Here is a 17,812-nt window from a genome sequence, read left to right on the forward strand (position 1 = left end):
CTATTCACTCCTTCCATGGCTATTAGGAGTAGTATTTATTGCTTTCTGCTTTATATTCAACAATCCCATAAGAGAAAACTCTTTTTTGCCGAAAAGACCTTCCGGTCTAAAGATCATCATAATTACAAGTATAATGGAATAAATCAGCATACGCCAATCTGCAAAATCAATTAATAACTGCGGCAAAATCGTTAAAACAATTGCCGCTACTATTGAGCCCGTTAAACTTCCCATGCCACCTAATACGACAAAAATCAGTATTTCTATAGATCTCATAAAATCAAAACTTCCCGGGTCCAAAACAGTATAATAATGGGCATATAATCCACCACCAATTCCTGCAAAAAGGGCAGCTAATGAAAAAGCGAAATTCTTATAAAAAGTTGTAGGTATACCAACTGACTCAGCCGCAATTTCATCTTCACGAATAGAAATAATAGCCCGTCCATGTCTCGAATTAATTAAAGTATATATGATTGCTACAATAATGACTGTAATCCAATATACAGAATTAAAGCTCGTAAGCAATGGAATTCCTTTTAATCCTCTTGCTCCGCCAGTGATTTTTAAATTTAAAATAATTACTCTGATAATTTCTCCAAAAGCTAAAGTAATAATAGCAAGATAATCGCCTTTTAACCTAAGCGCAGGTACCCCTACAAGAATACCAAAAATTCCTGCAACGATTCCACCTATTAGCAAAGAAACAATGAGTTGAAGCGTATCAGGCAAATTCATATGCGCAGTACATATTGCTGAAACATAAGCACCAACTGCCATAAAGCCTGCATGGCCTAAAGCAAGCTGACCTAAATACCCTGTAGCCAAGTTTAAACTCACAGCTAAAATAATATTGATACCAATACTTATTACAATAACTTCGTAATAACTATTGATGATTCCTGTCTTCATGAGCAGAGTTAACAAAGCGTAAATAACTATGATAGCTCCGATGTTTATGAAATATGACTTTAATCTATTTTTCATTCTGCTCACCTACACTTTCTCCTTAACATTTTTGCCGAATATTCCAGAAGGTTTTAAGCTTAATACAAGTATGAGTATCCCAAAAACAACCGCATCTGCCATTTGACTGGATATATATCCTTTTGTAAAGCTCTCAGCAATTCCCATAATAAATCCACCCAGCATAGCTCCAGGAATGATACCAATTCCCCCAAGAACTGCTGCCACAAATGCTTTTAATCCCGGCATCATACCCATGAAAGGATCGATTTGTGGATAAGCCGTACTGTATAAAATTCCTCCAACAGCTGCCAGAGCTGAACCAATAGCAAAAGTAATGGATATGGTAGTATTTACGTTAATACCCATCAATTGTGCAGCTCCTTGATCTTCAGATACTGCACGCATAGCTTTTCCTGTTTTAGTTTTCTTTACGAATAAATCGAGAGCTACCATTAATAGAGCAGATATAATGATTGTAATAATAGTCACTCTGCTTATTTGAATAGAACCTAAAGAAATCGGTGTGGGATCAATAAGCACAGGAAAAGGTTTTGGATTGCCTCCAAAAATTTTAAAGAATAAATTTTCTAGGAACAAACTCACTCCAATGGCAGTAATAAGTGCAGATATTCTTGGAGCATTTCGTAGCGGTTTATATGCGATGCGTTCAATCAAAATTCCAGAAATCAAACATGCCAATATAGCTATGATGACAGCCAACCAAATAGGAACATTAAGCGTAAGCAACGCAACAAAAGTAATATATGCGCCCATCATAATAATGTCTCCATGGGCAAAATTAATTAATTTAATGATTCCGTATACCATTGTATACCCTAATGCAATTAGTGCATAGATGCTTCCTACATGTATACCATTAATTAACTGCTGTAAAAATGTCATGTGCTGCCCTCCTTGCGATAAAGTAGATAAAGGGAGAATCTCTTCTCCCTTTTTACTAAAGACTCATTTTTGTAAATAATGTATTATTTCCGTTTTCTATTTTAATAATAGATACCTCTTTTACTGGATTTCTATTTTCATCAAAGGTAATTTTTCCAGTAACTGAAGTAATATCCGTTTCAGCCAAAGCTTTTACTACAGCATCTTTATCCGTTGATCCTGCTTTTTCAATAGCTGCTGCTAAAATCTTCATCGCATCATATCCTAAAGCAGCGAAGCTAACAGGATCTTCATTATACTTTTCTTTATAAACTTTTAAGAAGTTTTGAACTTCTTCTGCAGCATCATCTGTTGAATAGTGGTTGCAGAAATAAGCACCTTCAACAGCATCAGGATTTACACCTATTACACCATCCCAACCATCTGCACCAAGAAGTGTTGCTGTAATACCAACTTCTTTAGCTTGCTGTGCAATAAGACCTACTCTATTATAGTAATCAGGGATGAACAATACATCTGGTCCTTGACTTTTTACATTGGTAAGAACTGCTTTAAAGTCTTTGTCATCTCCATTGTAACCTTCAAAGCTTACAACTTGAGTACCATAACCTTCTACAGCTTCTTTAAAAGCTTCTGCAACGCCTACAGAATAGTCGTCTGCTGTATTATAAATAATGGCTGCTTTGGATGCTCCTAATTCTTCTACAGCAAATTTTGCCATAACTTCCCCTTGATATGGATCAATGAAACAAGCACGGAAAATATTTGGTCCAGCACTTGTAACTTCCAAAGCTGTAGCTGTTGGAGTAATCATGGGAATGCCATCTTTTGCTGCTAGTGGTGTAACGGTTAAAGTTGGTTTACTTGTAACAGCGCCTACGATGGCATCAACTTTATCATTACTTGTTAATTTCTTATAGGCATTTACAGCTTCTGTCGGATCGCCTTTATCATCATAGACAACATATTGGATTTGCTTTCCCAGAAGACCACCATTGGCATTAATTTCTTCAATGGCCAATTTTACTCCGTTGTCAGCTGCAACCCCATAAACGGCTACATCACCTGTTAATGGAGCGATGCCACCAATTTTTATTACATCTGCATTTGCACCTGAACTCTCTGAACCCTGTGAGCTGCTACCTGTATTTCCACAGCCTACAAGACTAGAAAGCATAATGCCTCCGACTAATAGCATTGACATAAATTTCTTTGCTTTCATCTCAGTTTCCTCCTTATTCATTTAGATTTTTTTATGAAATACTAATTAATAAATATTGTATTTCGTCTTTTATTCATATATGAGATTATATAACTAATAACTTGCAATTTCAAGAATTATTTTTGACAATTCAATATAAATCTTTTATTATGCTAAAATGATGCTGTAATATTGCATTAAAATAATACTTATGATAGATTTAGAACGATAAAACTAAAGAATGAACAGGAGCCGCATATGATTGAAATATATAAACCTTTTACCCATTCTTTTAATATACAAAAGTATTTCCCTCATTGCAGAAATGAAAAGATTATTTTATTTGATATTGAAACTACGGGATTTTCCCGTTATCAGTCGTATTTGTATTTAATTGGTTGCATTTACTTTAAAGACAACACATGGATATTGCATCAATTTTTTTCTGAATCCCCTAAAGATGAAATAGAATTACTAATGAATTTTTTTCAGTTATGTAATTCATTTGAATATATCATTCATTTTAATGGCAATACATTTGATATTCCTTACTTAGAAGAAAAAGCTTCTACATTGAACATAATCAGTCCATTGAAAAAACTTAAATCTATAGATATTCTAAAAGATATTCGTCCTTTTCAAAATATCTTTGGTCTGCAAAATTGCAGGCTAAAAACCATAGAGTATTTTCTTAAAATCAATAGGCTTGACACTTATGCTGGTGGAGAATTGATCGGTCAATATTATGATTACCTCAAAAGTAAAAATGAATCTCTTAAAAATAATTTATTGCTGCATAATGAAGAGGATCTTTATGGACTTATAGAAATATTTAAAATATATGATTATATTTCATTTATCAAACAGATCACACAACCAAATTTTATTACAGATGTTCAATGTACAGACCTAAGTAAAGATAAACTTATATTTGCAATAGAAGTATCCAATAATTCTCCTCTATCTCTGACACTAAAAAATGAAAACTGGACGTGTAATATTTATGAAAAAAAGTCACTCATTCGATTTGAAATATTATTGCTCAATACGACCTTATATCATTATTTCCAGAATTATAAAGAATACTACTATATCCCTGAATTAGATGAAGCCATTCACAAATCTGTCGGTTCTTTTTTGCCTAAAGAAAAGAGAAAGCCTGCTTCTGCTTCAAATTGTTACATTAAAAAAACAGGGTTATTTCTTCAAATAATGACTGACAATATCAATTTACCCATATTTAGAGAAAATATTAGTTCTAAGAAAAAATATATTCATATTGAACCTGACAAATTCATATGTATAAAAGATCAGTTGATCAACCTTGCAGTCGAATTTTTCAAAACCATCATCCCTCAAACAGAAAAGGCTCGTTTATAGCGAGCCTTTTAACATTTGATTAATTTGAAGAATAGAATTCTGAACTTCTTCAATTTTAGATTGAATGACTTTTATTTCCTCATCTTCTTTTCCATTTAATACTTCCTGGTTAAGCTGTTTTGTAAGGAAGTATATTTCTTCTGATAAAACATCCAATTGAGCCAGTAATTGCAGACGAATAAAGTTTTCTTTCAGATGTTCCAGTGATTTTTGAACCGTAATACTGTATGGCGTTAGTTCATAATTATCTCCTCTATCGGGAATAATGATATCAACCTTTAATTGCTTTTTTAATATTTTTGCAAAAGCATACTGAGACTCTGGCTCTCCATGAACGATAAAAATTTTCTTTGGCTTGTTTTTAATACTACTTACCCAATTGAGTAATCCTTGCTGATCTGCATGGCCTGAATAGCCTTCGATGCTTTCAATTCTGGCATTAATAGAAATTTCTTCTCCAAAGATCTTTACTTTTTCTGCTCCGTCAAGAATACGCCTTCCTAAAGTTCCAGGGGCCTGATATCCTACAAACAATATCGTACTGTTACTTCTCCATAAATTGTGTTTCAAATGATGCTTTATTCTTCCTGCTTCACACATACCACTGGCAGAAATAATAATCATAGGTTCAGGTTTCTCATTCAGCTGTCTGGATTCATCAGGCGTCCTTGTAAAAGCAAGATTGGGAAAATCCAGCGGATTATCTCCATTTTCAACATATGCTCTTGCTTCTTCATCATAGCAGTCTAAATTTTTTCTAAATACTTCTGTTGCAGAGATTGCCAGGGGACTATCTACGTATACAGGGACATGACTAAGAAAATCCATATCATCTTTATATAATTCCCTATATTTGTGAATTTCATAAATAATTTCCTGGGTCCTTCCAACAGCAAAAGAAGGGATAACAACATTTCCACCCTGCATAATGGTTTCTTCTATTATGTTGAGCAGCTTCCTAACTTTGTTTTCTTTTTCTTTATGAATTCTGTTCCCATAAGTAGATTCAATAATTAAGTAATCTGCACTTTCAATGGTTTCCGGATCTTTTAATAATGGAATATCTTGATTTCCTAAATCTCCTGAAAAGACAATTTTAGTCTCAGAATTTTTTTCATTTACCCATATTTCCAAAATTGAAGAACCTAAAATATGCCCTGCGTCTGAAAATCTAATCGTAATATTTCCTTGCAGACGAACTTCTTGATGATAGGAGACCGGGTTAAAAAATTTTATGCAGTCCAGTGCATCCTGATACGTATATAATGGTTCAATAAGTGGTTTGCCTGCTCTTTGCCTTTTTCTGTTTTTCCATTCCACTTCGGATTCCTGGATATATCCACAGTCAGGAAGCATAATTGCACATAAATCTGCGGTTGCTTTGGTACATATGATTTTCCCCTTAAAACCTTCTTTACATAACTTAGGTATTCTTCCACTATGATCAATATGGGCATGGGTTAACAGCAAATAGTCAATTGAACTGACATCAAAAGGAAATGGTTCAAAGTTCAAATCTTCTTCTTGATCATGTCCTTGAAACATTCCACAATCAATAAGAATGTTTTTACCATTTGCCTGCATCCAGTAACATGAACCCGTTACAGTCTTTGCTCCCCCTAAAAATGTTAGCTTCATATCATCCCCGCCCTTCTATAATCAATAAAAAAATAACTACCTTGGATCATAGACATATTTTACTTTATATTTCAATCATTCGATTTGCTTCTTAGTAAATCCTTCAAAAAGATAGCAATCTCTTATATCATATTCTTTCAAAGACTGGGGAATGAATCTATTTTAGAAAAATTTATTTTTGCGTCGATAAGACACGTTTATTTTTAACAATATAGTCTACTCCAGAAATGATCGTAAATATAACTGCCATCCACATTAATACTGTTTCAAATACGTCAAAAATCGGAAGGGAGATGTTGAGTAAAAAGACCATAATCATAAACATCTGGCTAATTGTTTTTATTTTTCCCCACCAACTTGCTGCAATGACAATTCCTTCAGATACTGCAACTGTTCTAAAACCAGTAATTGCAAGTTCACGACTTAAAATAATTATAACAACCCAGGCAGGCAAATCTCCTAATTCAACTAAACTAACCAAAGCAGATGTCACAAGGAGTTTATCTGCCAGAGGATCTAAAAATTTGCCTAAATTCGTAATTAAGTTTCTTGATCTCGCAATATATCCATCCAGCATATCTGTAAGAGATGCCAATGCAAAAATAATCACTGCAAAAATTCTTTTTTGAGGATCAGGAATCCATTCTGTAAGCAGAACAATTAAAAATACAGGAATCAAAATAATCCTCAAAAAAGTCAGTTTATTCGCCAGATTCATCTACAATCCTCCCTATTAAATCGTATTCATTAGAAGATGTAATAGAAGCTTTAATGAAATCTCCTGATAAAAGATCTTCATCAGCGCTAACAAATACCATTCCGTCTATTTCAGGCGCATCCCGATATGTTCTCCCACAATACACATTTTCTTCTGGAAGCTTACCATCAATTATGACTTCTAAAGTCCTTCCAACACATTGTGCAGATTTCTCTTCACAAATAGCCTGTTGAAGCTTCATAATCTTATCTTTTCGAAACTCCTTGATTTTCTTTGGAATCTGTCCTCTCATTTTGGCAGCAGGAGTTCCTTCTTCTTTGGAATACGTAAATACACCCAATCTGTCGAATTTCATATCTTTAACAAATTGCACCAAATCCTCATATTCTTCATCCGTTTCTCCAGGAAATCCTACAATTAAAGTGGTCCTGAGACAAATATCCGGAATCCTCTTTCGCAGCTTGTTAATGAGATGAATAAGGTCTTCCTTAGTACTTCTTCTTCCCATTCGTTTAAGAATTGAAGTATTTGCATGTTGAATAGGCATGTCCAAATAACTGCATACTTTTTCTTCCTCTGCAATGACATCAATCAATTCATCTGTGATCTCTTCCGGATAACAGTATAGTAAGCGAATCCATTTTAAATCATCAATTTTACATAATTCCTTTAATAACTGAGGCAATTTTTTTTCTCCATATAAATCAATACCATATCTTGTTGTATCCTGAGCAACCAGGATTAATTCCTTTACCCCTTGGCTGGCCAAAGTTTTTGCTTCACTAATCAGACTTTCCATCGAACGGCTTCTGTACTTACCCCTGAGCTGAGGAATAATGCAGTAGGTGCATCGATTATCACAGCCTTCAGCAATTTTTAAATAAGCAAAATAACCAGCTGTACTCAATACTCTCTGATAATTTTCACTCGTTTTTGCATTAACGTCAGAAAACATTTGAATTTTTTTACCTTGTAAAATTTCTTCAACGACCTCAACAATACTTTCATAACCTGTCGTTCCGACTACCCCGTCTACTTCAGGTATTTCAGATAAAATTTCATCTTTATAACGTTCTGCCATACAACCTGTTACTATAAGGGCTTTACAATTACCCGTTTTCTTATATTGAGCCATTTCTAAAATACTTTCGATACTTTCTTCTTTAGCATCTTGTATAAAACAACAGGTATTTACAACCAGTACATCCGCCTGACTTTCGTCCGAAATTAATACAAATCCTGATTTTTGAAGCAAACCTAACATCACTTCACTGTCAACTAAATTCTTGTCACATCCTAATGAAACAAAAGCTATTCTAATAGGCAAGATAATCTCCTTTCTAGTTCTGCATCAGTGCAGCCTTTACACAGTTTTTCATTAACATTGCAATAGTCATAGGACCTACGCCTCCTGGAACAGGAGTAATAGCTAAGGCCTTATCTTTACAGCCTTCAAAATCAATATCCCCACATAATTTGCCATTATCTAAACGGTTTACACCCACATCGATAAGAATCGATCCTTCTTTCACCATATCTGCTTTAATAAATTGAGGTCTTCCGATGGCAGCGACTAGTAAATCTGCCTCTTGGCATATTTTAGCTAATTCTTTTGTACGGGAATGGCATGTGGTTACTGTGCCATTATGACTTAACAAAAGTTGTGAAACTGGTTTTCCTACAATATTACTTCTTCCTACAACAACACAGTTTTTACCTTCAATTTCGATATTGGATCTTTTTATTAGTTCTATGATTCCTGCTGGTGTGCAAGGAAGAAAACCATCCATTTTACCAATAGAGATTAATCCCACATTGTATGGATGAAAGCAATCCACATCTTTTATTGGATCAATTGAAAGAAGGATTTTACTCTCATTGATATGTTCCGGAAGCGGAAGTTGAACCAATATACCATTGACTTCCTTTGTTTTATTTAAAACATCTATAAGATTTAGCAGTTCTTCTTCTGTTGTTTCTTGGGGCAACTCATAAGAAAAAGATTTGATACCTATATATTCACAGGCTTTTTTCTTATTATTAACATAAACTTTTGATGCAGGATCATTTCCAACCAGTATAACTGCCAATCCTGGAATAATATTCTTTTGGCTTAATTCTTCTACTTCTTTTTTCAATTCGTCCTTTATATCCTGTGAGATCTTTTTCCCATCAATAATAAGGGTACTCATATTACACCTCCTAGAACAATCCTGTAATTTGACCTTTCTCATTAATGTCAATATTCATTGCTGCAGGGTATTTGGGTAATCCTGGCATAATCATCACATCTCCTGTTAAGGCCACTATAAAACCAGCACCGGCAGAAACCCTTAATTCTCTTACTGTAATTTCAAAGTCTTTTGGTCTTCCCAGCAAACTTGGATCATCAGACAATGAATATTGATTTTTTGCAATACAGATGGGCATCTTATCTAAATTCATCGCAACTATTTTCTCCATATCTTTTTTAGCTTTGGAAGTAAATATGACTCCCTTTGCCCCATAGATCTTTCGTGCAATGGTTTCAATTTTTTCTGTAATAGTGCTACTGCAATCATACAATACTTCAAAGTTAGAAGGCTTTGTCTCTAAAGTTTCTATTACTTTCTCAGCCAGTTCCAAACCACCCTGTTCGCCTAATTCCCATACTTTTGAAATAGCAAATGCACACCCCATGCTTTCACATTGATCTTTAACATAAGCTATTTCATCACGGGTATCTGTCACAAATTGGTTTAGGGTAACCACAATAGGCACTTTATATTGCTGAATATTTTCAATATGCTTTCTAAGATTTTCAAATCCTTTTTTAAGTGCGTCCAAATTTTCAATACCCAGCTCATTTTTTGGTATACCGCCATTATATTTCAAGGCACGAATAGTAGCAACTAAAACCACTGCATCTGGCTTGAATCCAGCAAAACGACATTTGATATCAAAAAACTTCTCGGCACCTAAATCTGCCCCAAAGCCTGCTTCTGTCACTACTATGTCTGCCAGCTTAAGTGCCATCTTCGTAGCTCTGATACTGTTACAGCCATGAGCAATATTGGCAAAAGGTCCTCCATGCATTAAAACTGGGGTATTTTCTAAAGTTTGAACCAGATTAGGTTTAATGGCATCCTTCAGCAATGCTGCCATAGCGCCGTTTGCTTTTAAGTCTGCTGCTGTAACTGGTTTCCCGTCATAATTGTAAGCTACTATGATTTTTCCTAATCTATTCTTTAAATCCATTAAATCTTCTGCAAGACAAAGTATGGCCATAACTTCCGAAGCAACAGTAATCATATACCCATCTTCTCTTGGTACACCATGAGTCTTCCCACCTAAGCCAACCACTATATTTCTTAATGCGCGGTCATTCATATCCACAGCTCTTTTCCAAAGAATCTGTCTCGGATCAATCTGAAGTTCATTACCTTGCTGAAGATGATTATCGATCATTGCAGAAAGCAAATTATGGGCTGCGGAGATCGCATGAATATCCCCTGTAAAATGCAGATTGATGTCTTCCATCGGAACAACTTGTGCATATCCGCCTCCAGCTGCTCCACCTTTTACGCCCATGCAAGGTCCTAAAGAAGGCTCTCTTAGAGCTACAATTGCTTTTCTACCCTTTTTACACAAAGCTTGACCAAGACCTACGGATATTGTGGTTTTTCCTTCTCCAGCAGGAGTTGGGTTGATTGCTGTAACTAAAACCAATTTCCCATTTTTTTTATCCTTGATCTTGTCCCATAAAGTATCAGATAATTTAGCTTTGTATTTACCATATAATTCTAAATCATCCGCATCAATATTAAGTTCAGATGCAATCTCTGTTATTGGCTTCATAACCGCTTCTTGAGCAATTTCAATATCAGTTTTCATCTCTAAATCCTCCCACCATTTCTAAAAATTCATATTATTATTGTAAAAACAGTGTACCTGTTTCTATTCCATATTAAAAGTTAGACGATTTTTGATCACTACCTAATTTCATTTGCTCAAATTCTTCCTTAGTAATCAGTACTTTTCTTGGCTTACTTCCTTCATCAGGCCCTACAATACCCCTTTCCTCCATTTCCTCCATGATCCTTGCTGCACGGTTGAATCCAATACGCAAATATCTTTGAATCATAGAAATAGAAGCTTTTTCTTTTTCAACAACCATTTCAATTGCCTGCTGAAGATATTCATCCACTTCTTCTCCAGAGGAAGATGATACATTATTCACAGCAGTAATTTCTTCAATCATATCCTGATTGTATTCTGCTTGTCCTGACTGCTTTATGTTTTCTACAATTCGCTCAACTTCCTTATCTGAAATAAAAGCTCCCTGAATTCTTACAGGTTTAGCTGCACCAACAGGATAAAAAAGCATGTCCCCTTTTCCAAGAAGCTTTTCAGCACCTACCATATCCAGTATGGTTCTCGAGTCTGTACCGGATGATACAGCAAAAGCCAGTCTGGAAGGTATATTGGCTTTAATGACTCCAGTGATTACATCGACTGAAGGTCTTTGAGTAGCAATTACCAAATGAATTCCAGCTGCTCTTGCCATTTGTGCCAGCCTGCAAATAGCATCCTCTACTTCTCCTGGCGCAGTCATCATAAGATCCGCCAACTCATCAATAATAATCACAATTTGAGGCATGAGCTCAGGTGGATTTGGGTCATCTGGATTTTCGTTTCTTTTTAGGTTATTATAACCTTTAATATCTCGAACATTGTTTTCTGCAAATAATTTATAACGGTTGGTCATTTCCTGAACAGCCCAGTTCAGTGCTCCTGCTGCTTTCTTGGGATCTGTCACTACTGGAATCATCAAATGAGGTATTCCGTTATAAATACTAAGTTCAACTACTTTGGGGTCAATCATTAATAATTTTACCTCATTGGGATTTGCTTTATAAAGTATACTTGTAATAAGTGTATTAATGCAAACACTTTTACCAGATCCGGTTGCCCCTGCAATGAGTAAATGAGGCATGCGAGCTATATCCGCTACAACACAGTTACCGGCAATATCTTTTCCCAAAGCAAAGGCAAGTTTGGACGGAAACTTTTGAAAAGTTTCATCTTCTATCACTTCTCTTAAAAATACGGGCTGAACCTCTTGATTAGGTACTTCGATACCCACTGCAGCTTTCCCGGGTATAGGTGCTTCAATTCGTATACCAGCAGCTGCCAAATTAAGAGCAATATCATCTGCCAAACTAACGATTTTACTTACTTTAACTCCCTGACTGGGTTGAAGTTCATACCTGGTCACAGTAGGCCCTCTGTTAATCTGTATGACTTTTGCCTCTACACCAAAACTGGCTAAAGTCTCTTCCAATTTTTTTGCATTGTTAAGCATTAATTTTTTGGAGTTTGATGTAATTGAGGAAGTATTAGCCTGTAATAGTTCAATAGACGGAAATTGATAATCTACTGGTTTACTAACAGATGAAATTACTTCCACAGGTTCTTCTTGAGCAGAGCTACCGGTGTTTTCCGATATGTTTTCTATTTCTTTTTCTTTAGTTTTCTCTTCAGATTTCTGGGCAAAGTCCAATACTTTTATTTCTTCTATTGCTTCCTCATTACTGCTCTTTGCTTCCTGTGACTCATGATCACTATGTACAGTTACAGGATCTTCTGCTTTTATATTTTGCAGGGATACATTGTTCTTATTTTTAGATTTAGTTTTCTTTTGCATTCGCTTTTCTTCATGTTCCAGCTGATAATTACTCAAAACTTCTTTGATTTTTGCTATACATCGCCCCATCCATTGATAAATGGATATCATATCATCAATAAAGGATCTTCCAGTTAGTAAAATCAATAAAATAATAAGGAATGTAATAATGAAAACATAACTGCCATATATACCAATCGTCTTTACTAAAATCTTCCCAAATATTGCACCAATTAATCCTCCATTATTCCAACTGCCTGCATCGTAATAATGTCTTACCCTATGCCATATATTCATACCATCTAATGCCACATCAATACCATGCATTATATGAGCAAATATAGACAATAAAAACACCATGCCGAAAGATATAAGCATCTTCAATTTATTACTGGTATTCAGTTTTTTTAGCATCATCAAAATACCGATACTGCCAATCAATACAGGTAAAAAATAAGCGCCAATACCTAATATTCCAACAAAAAACTTATAGATTATTTTACCGAAAAATCCAGCTTCATGACTATAAATACCTATTCCAAAAATGATTGCTGATGCAAAAATGAGAACGCCCTTTATCTCTTGCGACAATGCTCCTCCTGTAGGAGATTTCACTTTCCTTGTTCTATTTCTGGATGATTTCTTTTTCTCTGTCAATGGTCTCTTTCCCATATTTGCCAATCCTTTCTTTTAAATAAAAAGTGCTAGCATTTGCTAACACATATGAATCAATTATAGCACTATTTAGAGGATATTTCCAGAGATTATATTGCCCGGTTGAATTTCACTGTTCAAATACGCATAAGGATCTGTGGAAATAATTCTTTGAATTCTGTATCCGCTATTTTTTTCTAAAGTCACCTGCAGCAAATATCCTTTATATTCTATCTCTTTATATTCTTCCACTGCCTTACTTTCATCCTCCATGTCACTAAAAATCACTTCGTCAGGTATAATGGAATAAATCATTTATTTTCCTCCTTTGATTTCTTGGCCTGATCAATCAGTTCATAAAGTTTGCTTAAAGCTTCATTTAACCCTCCTACTTCATCGATAAGTTTTTCTTTCACTGCTTCCTCTCCAATAACGATTGTACCAACATCTTTTGCCAGTTTCCCTGTATCCAGCATCAATTCTTTAAAACGCTGTTGAGAGATTTTCGAATTTCTTGAAACAAATTCTACGATTCTCTCCTGCATTTTATCAAAGTATTCAAAAGTTTGCGGAACCCCTATAACTGTACCGCTCATACGAACAGGATGAATAGTCATAGTTGCACTGGAAGCAATAAAAGAATAATTCGCTGAGACCGCCAACGGAACTCCTATGGAGTGTCCACCTCCTAACACTAAAGAAACCGTTGGTTTACCCAGAGATGCAATCATTTCGGCAATAGCCAGTCCAGCTTCTACATCTCCTCCAACAGTGTTTAGGATCACCAATACACCGTCAATTTCATCATTGTCTCGAATAGCTACCAGTTGTGGAATAACATGTTCATACTTTGTTGTTTTGTTTTGTGGCGGCAAAGTAATATGGCCTTCTATTTGTCCTATAATGGTAAGACAATGAATTTTAGGTTTGTTTGAAGTATTGCTTTCCTGAGGAATGGGCATTTGTCCAAATTCTTTTATGGACTCAGTTGTTTCATTATTCTTTTTTTCTGATTCATTAGGTGTCATTTCGTTACTCATCTTATTCTCCTCTTCAATATAGTTTTATTTTAGTATGGGTATATTGAAGGGAGTTCATTCAAAAAAAGTATGTATTCAATATCATTCTTTTCAACAACTGAATCTCAAGGAAATCTTCCAAAAGTATTATGCCACATCATCTCAATAATGTCCAATAAATATAAAGAAGATCCCTAATGGAATCTTCTTGTATTTCGGTTATTTACTTAACTCAATGATCACAGGCTGAAGCTGTTCTCCTTTTAAAGCTTTCTGAACAGTCTTCAGAATCAAAGTCATATCTGACATTATTGAATTTGGTTTCTTTTCATAATTATCCTGACCCATAGGTACAAAATATATGTTTTTCGTGTTCATTAGTAATCCAATATTCTTCATATTCATTCCTAATCCATCATTTGTTGCCAGTGCGATTACAACTGGTTTTTTATTTCTTAGAAGAGATTTTGCAGCCATCAAGACAGCGGTATCTGTAATTGCATTTGCAAGCTTAGCTACAGTATTGCCCGTGCATGGAGCAATTACTAAGAGATCTATTATGTTTTTAGGACCTAAGGGTTCTGCCTCAACAATTGATTTAATAATTTTCTTACCTGTCATTTTCTCTATTTTATCTATATGTTCCTGTGCTTTTCCAAATCTCGTATCAGTCGTATAAGCATTATTGGACATAATAGGAAATATTTCCGCACCTTCATCAATTAATTTTTGTAACTCAGGTAGAACTGTATCATAGGTACAATAGGATCCGCATAATGCAAAGCCGACCCTCACACCTTTTAAACTGCTCATAAGATTACCCCCATCTCGCTATATACGTTGAAAATCGTATCATATATAATCATCGCTGCACTTTCTGGCGCAACTTTTCCTGGCAAACTTAGGGCTGCAATAGCTTTTATACCTAATTCCTTTGCTGAATTATAATCCACCCCTCCAGGTTTTGACGCCAAATCAATAATTAAGCAATCCTTTTTTACGGCTTTTAGCATTTCTCGGTCTAAAATCAAAGAAGGAACAGTGTTAAAAATAAAGTCAAAAGAACCAATATAGTCTTTTAATTCATGGAGATGAAGGCATTTATATCCATAACTTTTTATATAGGCCAAATCTTGAGGATTTCTTGCTTCTACGGTAAGAATCGCATCCAATCCTTTTAATTTATGGGCTAGTACTTTCCCACATCTCCCAAATCCTAAAACAAGACACTGACTACCATGAAGCATAATTTCACTGTTTTCCATTGCATACTGAATTGCGCCTTCAGCAGTGGGAATAGCATTTAAAATTGCTAATTCCTCCCGTGCAAGCAAATCCACTACTTTAAAATCATAACGCTTTGCAATGCCTTGAATCTCCGATGTAATTGGACCTGCCATAAAAATTTTATCTTTTGAAATATTTTTAAATACATCTTCCAGCAAAATTGTCGACTCGTAATATTTAGTATTCAAAGTAACGTTGTCTTGTGAACACGGAATTGGTCCGATTACAATATCTGCATCTGCCACAACATCGGGAAGGGTCTTTGAAAGGACTACATTTTTTTCAAAGTCTATTCCATTAAATCCAAAAACTCTAACTTCATGTCCTGCTCTTGCCAGAAAATTACTTAATTTAATTTGACGTAAATCTCCTCCAACAACAGCAAATTTGATGTTTTGTAACTTCAATCCCAATCCCTCCTGCTAAAGTCCCATGGGGTTATTGATAGTATAGTGTATGAAACTTAATCTATGTTTTGTGCTAGTCCAGAAGTGACCCATTATGTTCATAGAACAGAAATCAAAAAAGGTCATATGAACATTTAAGTTCATCTGACCTTTTAAACTCCTGTATGGCCAAAGCCTCCATCTTTTCTTTCAGTATGATCTAATTCCTTGACAGGAATCCACTCAATCTCCTCAATTTTATTAATAATCATTTGAGCGATTCTGTCTCCTCTTTGAATAATAAAATCTTCTTCGCCCAAGTTAATCATAATGACTTTTATTTCGCCTCTATAATCTGCATCAATTGTTCCAGGAGTATTAAGAAGAGTAATCCCATGTTTAAGAGCCAATCCGCTTCTCGGCCTGATCTGAGCCTCATATCCTTTAGGAAGTTGAATATGTATACCTGTTGGAATCAATTTAATCTTGCCCTTTTTTAGTACTTCTTCACTTTCTACATTGGCATACAAATCCATCCCCGCAGACTGATCAGTCATATATTGTGGCAACGGAAGATCTTCAGCTCCAGGCGCCTTTTTAATTAAAACTTTTAACTTATTTGACATAATGCTTTGATCTCCTTCAAGTTAATAGTATCTAATTTTCCTACAATAGATGCACTGATCTTTGAAAAATCAAACAACTGATCAATAAGTAAGGCGATTCTCTCTTCTGTCACTGCATCCACTTTCTCAATAATTTCATCCGGTGTTCTAACTTTATTCAACATTAATTGAGATCTTCCAATGCTGGACATTCGGCTGTTGGTACTTTCCAACCCCATTATATAATTGCTTTTTAATTGCTCTTTTGTTTTAGTTAAATCATCAAAAGGTATTTTATTTATTTTAAGAGAATGAATCTCTTTTATGATCAAATCTAAAACCTCGCTTGTCTGAGAAGGATTCATACCGGCATAAATTGTAAACAAACCTGTATCACTATAGTTTGTTGGATATGAATAAACCGAATAAGCTAAGCCCCTGTCCTCTCTAATTTTTTGAAACAGTCTGGAGCTCATACCTCCTCCAAGTATTGTATTAAGAGTAATCAAAGTATAAACATCTTCAGAATCGGAAGGCAAACCCGGAAAACTTAAACATAGATGTATTTGCTCAATATCTTTCGTCTTGGTGATCATCTGCGCTTTGTATTGAGGATATGTGTACTCATAATCATCCTTTTCATTAAAATCCCAATTTGAAAACTTTTGTTCAATTTTATCCATCATTTCATCGTAATCAAAATTACCTGCTACTGCAATTACTGTATTTTCGGGACGATATCTTTTATTATAATAGGATTTTAATGATTTATAATTAAAAGTAGCAATGGTATCTTCAGTTCCAAGAATAGGTTCTCCTAAAGGATTGTCTTCCCACACAGCCTTTTGCATTAGATCATGTACAAGTTCTTCAGGGGAATCTTCATACATATTAATTTCTTCTATAACGACCCCTTTTTCTTTTTCAATTTCTTTGTCTTCAAAATTAGAATTTAAAAACATATCCACCAATATGTCTAGAGCTTGATCAATATGATTGTCCAAAGCTCTAAAATAATAGCAAGTATATTCTTTAGTGGTATATGCATTGAGTTGTCCGCCAATTCTATCCATTTCATCAGCTATTTGCTTTGAAGTCCTGTTTTTTGTTCCTTTGAACAACATATGCTCAATAAAATGCGAAATACCGCTTTCATGAATTCTTTCATGTCTTGAGCCATTACGAACCCAAATACCCAAAGCAATAGATCGTACAAAGGGAAGTTTCTCCGAAACAATCGTAACTCCATTGGACAATTTTTTAAGTCTGAACATATGATTTCCCCTTTTCTAAGGTTTTTCTATTTCAACTTTTAGTCATTCTTTGAAAACAATCCTTTACACTAATGATTACAAGAAAAGCGTGCAATAGCCGCACGCACTTACAA

16 protein-coding genes are annotated in these 17,812 nt (G+C 34.9%); 1 reads left to right on the forward strand and 15 read right to left on the reverse strand.

Features of this window, described 5'->3' with window-relative positions; all coding sequences use genetic code 11:
* Genes JOD07_RS04405 through JOD07_RS04415 form a run of 3 tightly spaced genes read right to left on the reverse strand, consistent with a single transcriptional unit; the run spans position 1 to position 3,094 of the window.
* Entirely contained in the window at positions 1 to 987 is a 987-nt protein-coding gene (locus JOD07_RS04405; protein ID WP_204612657.1) for a branched-chain amino acid ABC transporter permease, read from the reverse strand.
* 9 nt (positions 988 to 996) lie between these two features.
* Positions 997 to 1,872 carry a branched-chain amino acid ABC transporter permease gene (locus tag JOD07_RS04410; RefSeq protein ID WP_158739014.1) on the reverse strand — a complete coding sequence of 292 codons (876 nt, stop codon included), beginning with the start codon at positions 1,870 to 1,872 and terminating at the stop codon, positions 997 to 999.
* Positions 1,873 to 1,927: 55 nt separating this feature from the next.
* Entirely contained in the window at positions 1,928 to 3,094 is a 1,167-nt protein-coding gene (locus tag JOD07_RS04415) for an ABC transporter substrate-binding protein (protein WP_158739013.1), read from the reverse strand.
* A 237-nt stretch (positions 3,095 to 3,331) separates the two neighbouring features.
* Between JOD07_RS04415 and JOD07_RS04420 the strand changes: the two genes are divergently transcribed.
* Positions 3,332 to 4,453, forward strand: a complete 1,122-nt coding sequence (locus tag JOD07_RS04420) for a ribonuclease H-like domain-containing protein (protein WP_158739012.1) — start codon at positions 3,332 to 3,334, stop codon at positions 4,451 to 4,453.
* Here the strand turns inward: JOD07_RS04420 and JOD07_RS04425 are convergent.
* The 12 genes from JOD07_RS04425 to JOD07_RS04480 form a co-directional block, all read right to left on the reverse strand.
* Positions 4,448 to 6,091, reverse strand: coding sequence for an MBL fold metallo-hydrolase RNA specificity domain-containing protein (locus JOD07_RS04425; protein WP_158739011.1), 1,644 nt, complete (start codon positions 6,089 to 6,091; stop codon positions 4,448 to 4,450). The two genes, JOD07_RS04420 and JOD07_RS04425, sit on opposite strands and share 6 nt — an antisense overlap.
* A 172-nt stretch (positions 6,092 to 6,263) precedes the next feature.
* Positions 6,264 to 6,809: a CDP-diacylglycerol--glycerol-3-phosphate 3-phosphatidyltransferase gene (gene pgsA, locus JOD07_RS04430; protein ID WP_204612495.1), complete on the reverse strand. Its 546-nt coding sequence runs from the start codon at positions 6,807 to 6,809 to the stop codon at positions 6,264 to 6,266.
* Positions 6,793 to 8,130, reverse strand: a complete 1,338-nt coding sequence (gene rimO / locus JOD07_RS04435; protein WP_204612667.1) for a 30S ribosomal protein S12 methylthiotransferase RimO — start codon at positions 8,128 to 8,130, stop codon at positions 6,793 to 6,795. Before rimO ends, pgsA begins: the two co-directional genes overlap by 17 nt.
* Before the next feature lie 19 nt (positions 8,131 to 8,149).
* On the reverse strand, positions 8,150 to 9,001 hold the full coding sequence (folD, locus tag JOD07_RS04440) for a bifunctional methylenetetrahydrofolate dehydrogenase/methenyltetrahydrofolate cyclohydrolase FolD (protein WP_158739009.1): 852 nt from the start codon (positions 8,999 to 9,001) through the stop codon (positions 8,150 to 8,152).
* A 10-nt stretch (positions 9,002 to 9,011) separates the two neighbouring features.
* On the reverse strand, positions 9,012 to 10,682 hold the full coding sequence (locus JOD07_RS04445) for a formate--tetrahydrofolate ligase (RefSeq protein ID WP_204612497.1): 1,671 nt from the start codon (positions 10,680 to 10,682) through the stop codon (positions 9,012 to 9,014).
* Between the two features lie 73 nt (positions 10,683 to 10,755).
* On the reverse strand, positions 10,756 to 13,146 hold the full coding sequence (locus tag JOD07_RS04450; protein WP_158739007.1) for an FtsK/SpoIIIE family DNA translocase: 2,391 nt from the start codon (positions 13,144 to 13,146) through the stop codon (positions 10,756 to 10,758).
* A gap of 72 nt (positions 13,147 to 13,218) precedes the next feature.
* A complete protein-coding gene (locus tag JOD07_RS04455) occupies positions 13,219 to 13,443 on the reverse strand; it encodes a YlzJ-like family protein (RefSeq protein WP_158739006.1) in 225 nt (74 codons plus the stop codon).
* The gene (locus JOD07_RS04460) at positions 13,440 to 14,168 is read right to left on the reverse strand and encodes a ClpP family protease (RefSeq protein ID WP_158739005.1); all 729 of its coding nucleotides are present in this window, start codon (positions 14,166 to 14,168) and stop codon (positions 13,440 to 13,442) included. The genes JOD07_RS04455 and JOD07_RS04460 overlap by 4 nt, the downstream gene beginning before the upstream one ends.
* 198 nt (positions 14,169 to 14,366) lie before the next feature.
* Positions 14,367 to 14,960: a dipicolinate synthase subunit B gene (locus JOD07_RS04465; protein WP_158739004.1), complete on the reverse strand. Its 594-nt coding sequence runs from the start codon at positions 14,958 to 14,960 to the stop codon at positions 14,367 to 14,369.
* Positions 14,957 to 15,841, reverse strand: coding sequence for a dipicolinate synthase subunit DpsA (dpsA, locus tag JOD07_RS04470; protein WP_158739003.1), 885 nt, complete (start codon positions 15,839 to 15,841; stop codon positions 14,957 to 14,959). Before dpsA ends, JOD07_RS04465 begins: the two co-directional genes overlap by 4 nt.
* Positions 15,842 to 15,993: 152 nt before the next feature.
* The gene (gene dut, locus JOD07_RS04475; RefSeq protein WP_158739002.1) at positions 15,994 to 16,446 is read right to left on the reverse strand and encodes a dUTP diphosphatase; all 453 of its coding nucleotides are present in this window, start codon (positions 16,444 to 16,446) and stop codon (positions 15,994 to 15,996) included.
* Positions 16,431 to 17,699, reverse strand: coding sequence for a M16 family metallopeptidase (locus JOD07_RS04480; protein WP_158739001.1), 1,269 nt, complete (start codon positions 17,697 to 17,699; stop codon positions 16,431 to 16,433). The genes dut and JOD07_RS04480 overlap by 16 nt, the downstream gene beginning before the upstream one ends.
* Positions 17,700 to 17,812 lie beyond the last annotated feature (113 nt).

It is taken from the genome of Defluviitalea raffinosedens (assembly GCF_016908775.1).
In the GTDB taxonomy this organism is placed as follows: domain Bacteria; phylum Bacillota; class Clostridia; order Lachnospirales; family Defluviitaleaceae; genus Defluviitalea; species Defluviitalea raffinosedens.

Coding starts and splice junctions, on each gene's coding strand:
- dut (WP_158739002.1), bottom strand. CDS start 16,446: ATGTCAAATAAGTTAAAAGTTTTAATTAAAAAGGCGCCTGGAGCTGAA.
- JOD07_RS04460 (WP_158739005.1), bottom strand. CDS start 14,168: ATGAGTAACGAAATGACACCTAATGAATCAGAAAAAAAGAATAATGAA.
- folD (WP_158739009.1), bottom strand. CDS start 9,001: ATGAGTACCCTTATTATTGATGGGAAAAAGATCTCACAGGATATAAAG.
- JOD07_RS04405 (WP_204612657.1), bottom strand. CDS start 987: ATGAAAAATAGATTAAAGTCATATTTCATAAACATCGGAGCTATCATA.
- JOD07_RS04465 (WP_158739004.1), bottom strand. CDS start 14,960: ATGAGCAGTTTAAAAGGTGTGAGGGTCGGCTTTGCATTATGCGGATCC.
- JOD07_RS04415 (WP_158739013.1), bottom strand. CDS start 3,094: ATGAAAGCAAAGAAATTTATGTCAATGCTATTAGTCGGAGGCATTATG.
- JOD07_RS04455 (WP_158739006.1), bottom strand. CDS start 13,443: ATGATTTATTCCATTATACCTGACGAAGTGATTTTTAGTGACATGGAG.
- JOD07_RS04480 (WP_158739001.1), bottom strand. CDS start 17,699: ATGTTCAGACTTAAAAAATTGTCCAATGGAGTTACGATTGTTTCGGAG.
- JOD07_RS04450 (WP_158739007.1), bottom strand. CDS start 13,146: ATGGGAAAGAGACCATTGACAGAGAAAAAGAAATCATCCAGAAATAGA.
- JOD07_RS04410 (WP_158739014.1), bottom strand. CDS start 1,872: ATGACATTTTTACAGCAGTTAATTAATGGTATACATGTAGGAAGCATC.
- JOD07_RS04420 (WP_158739012.1), top strand. CDS start 3,332: ATGATTGAAATATATAAACCTTTTACCCATTCTTTTAATATACAAAAG.
- JOD07_RS04445 (WP_204612497.1), bottom strand. CDS start 10,682: ATGAAAACTGATATTGAAATTGCTCAAGAAGCGGTTATGAAGCCAATA.
- pgsA (WP_204612495.1), bottom strand. CDS start 6,809: ATGAATCTGGCGAATAAACTGACTTTTTTGAGGATTATTTTGATTCCT.
- JOD07_RS04425 (WP_158739011.1), bottom strand. CDS start 6,091: ATGAAGCTAACATTTTTAGGGGGAGCAAAGACTGTAACGGGTTCATGT.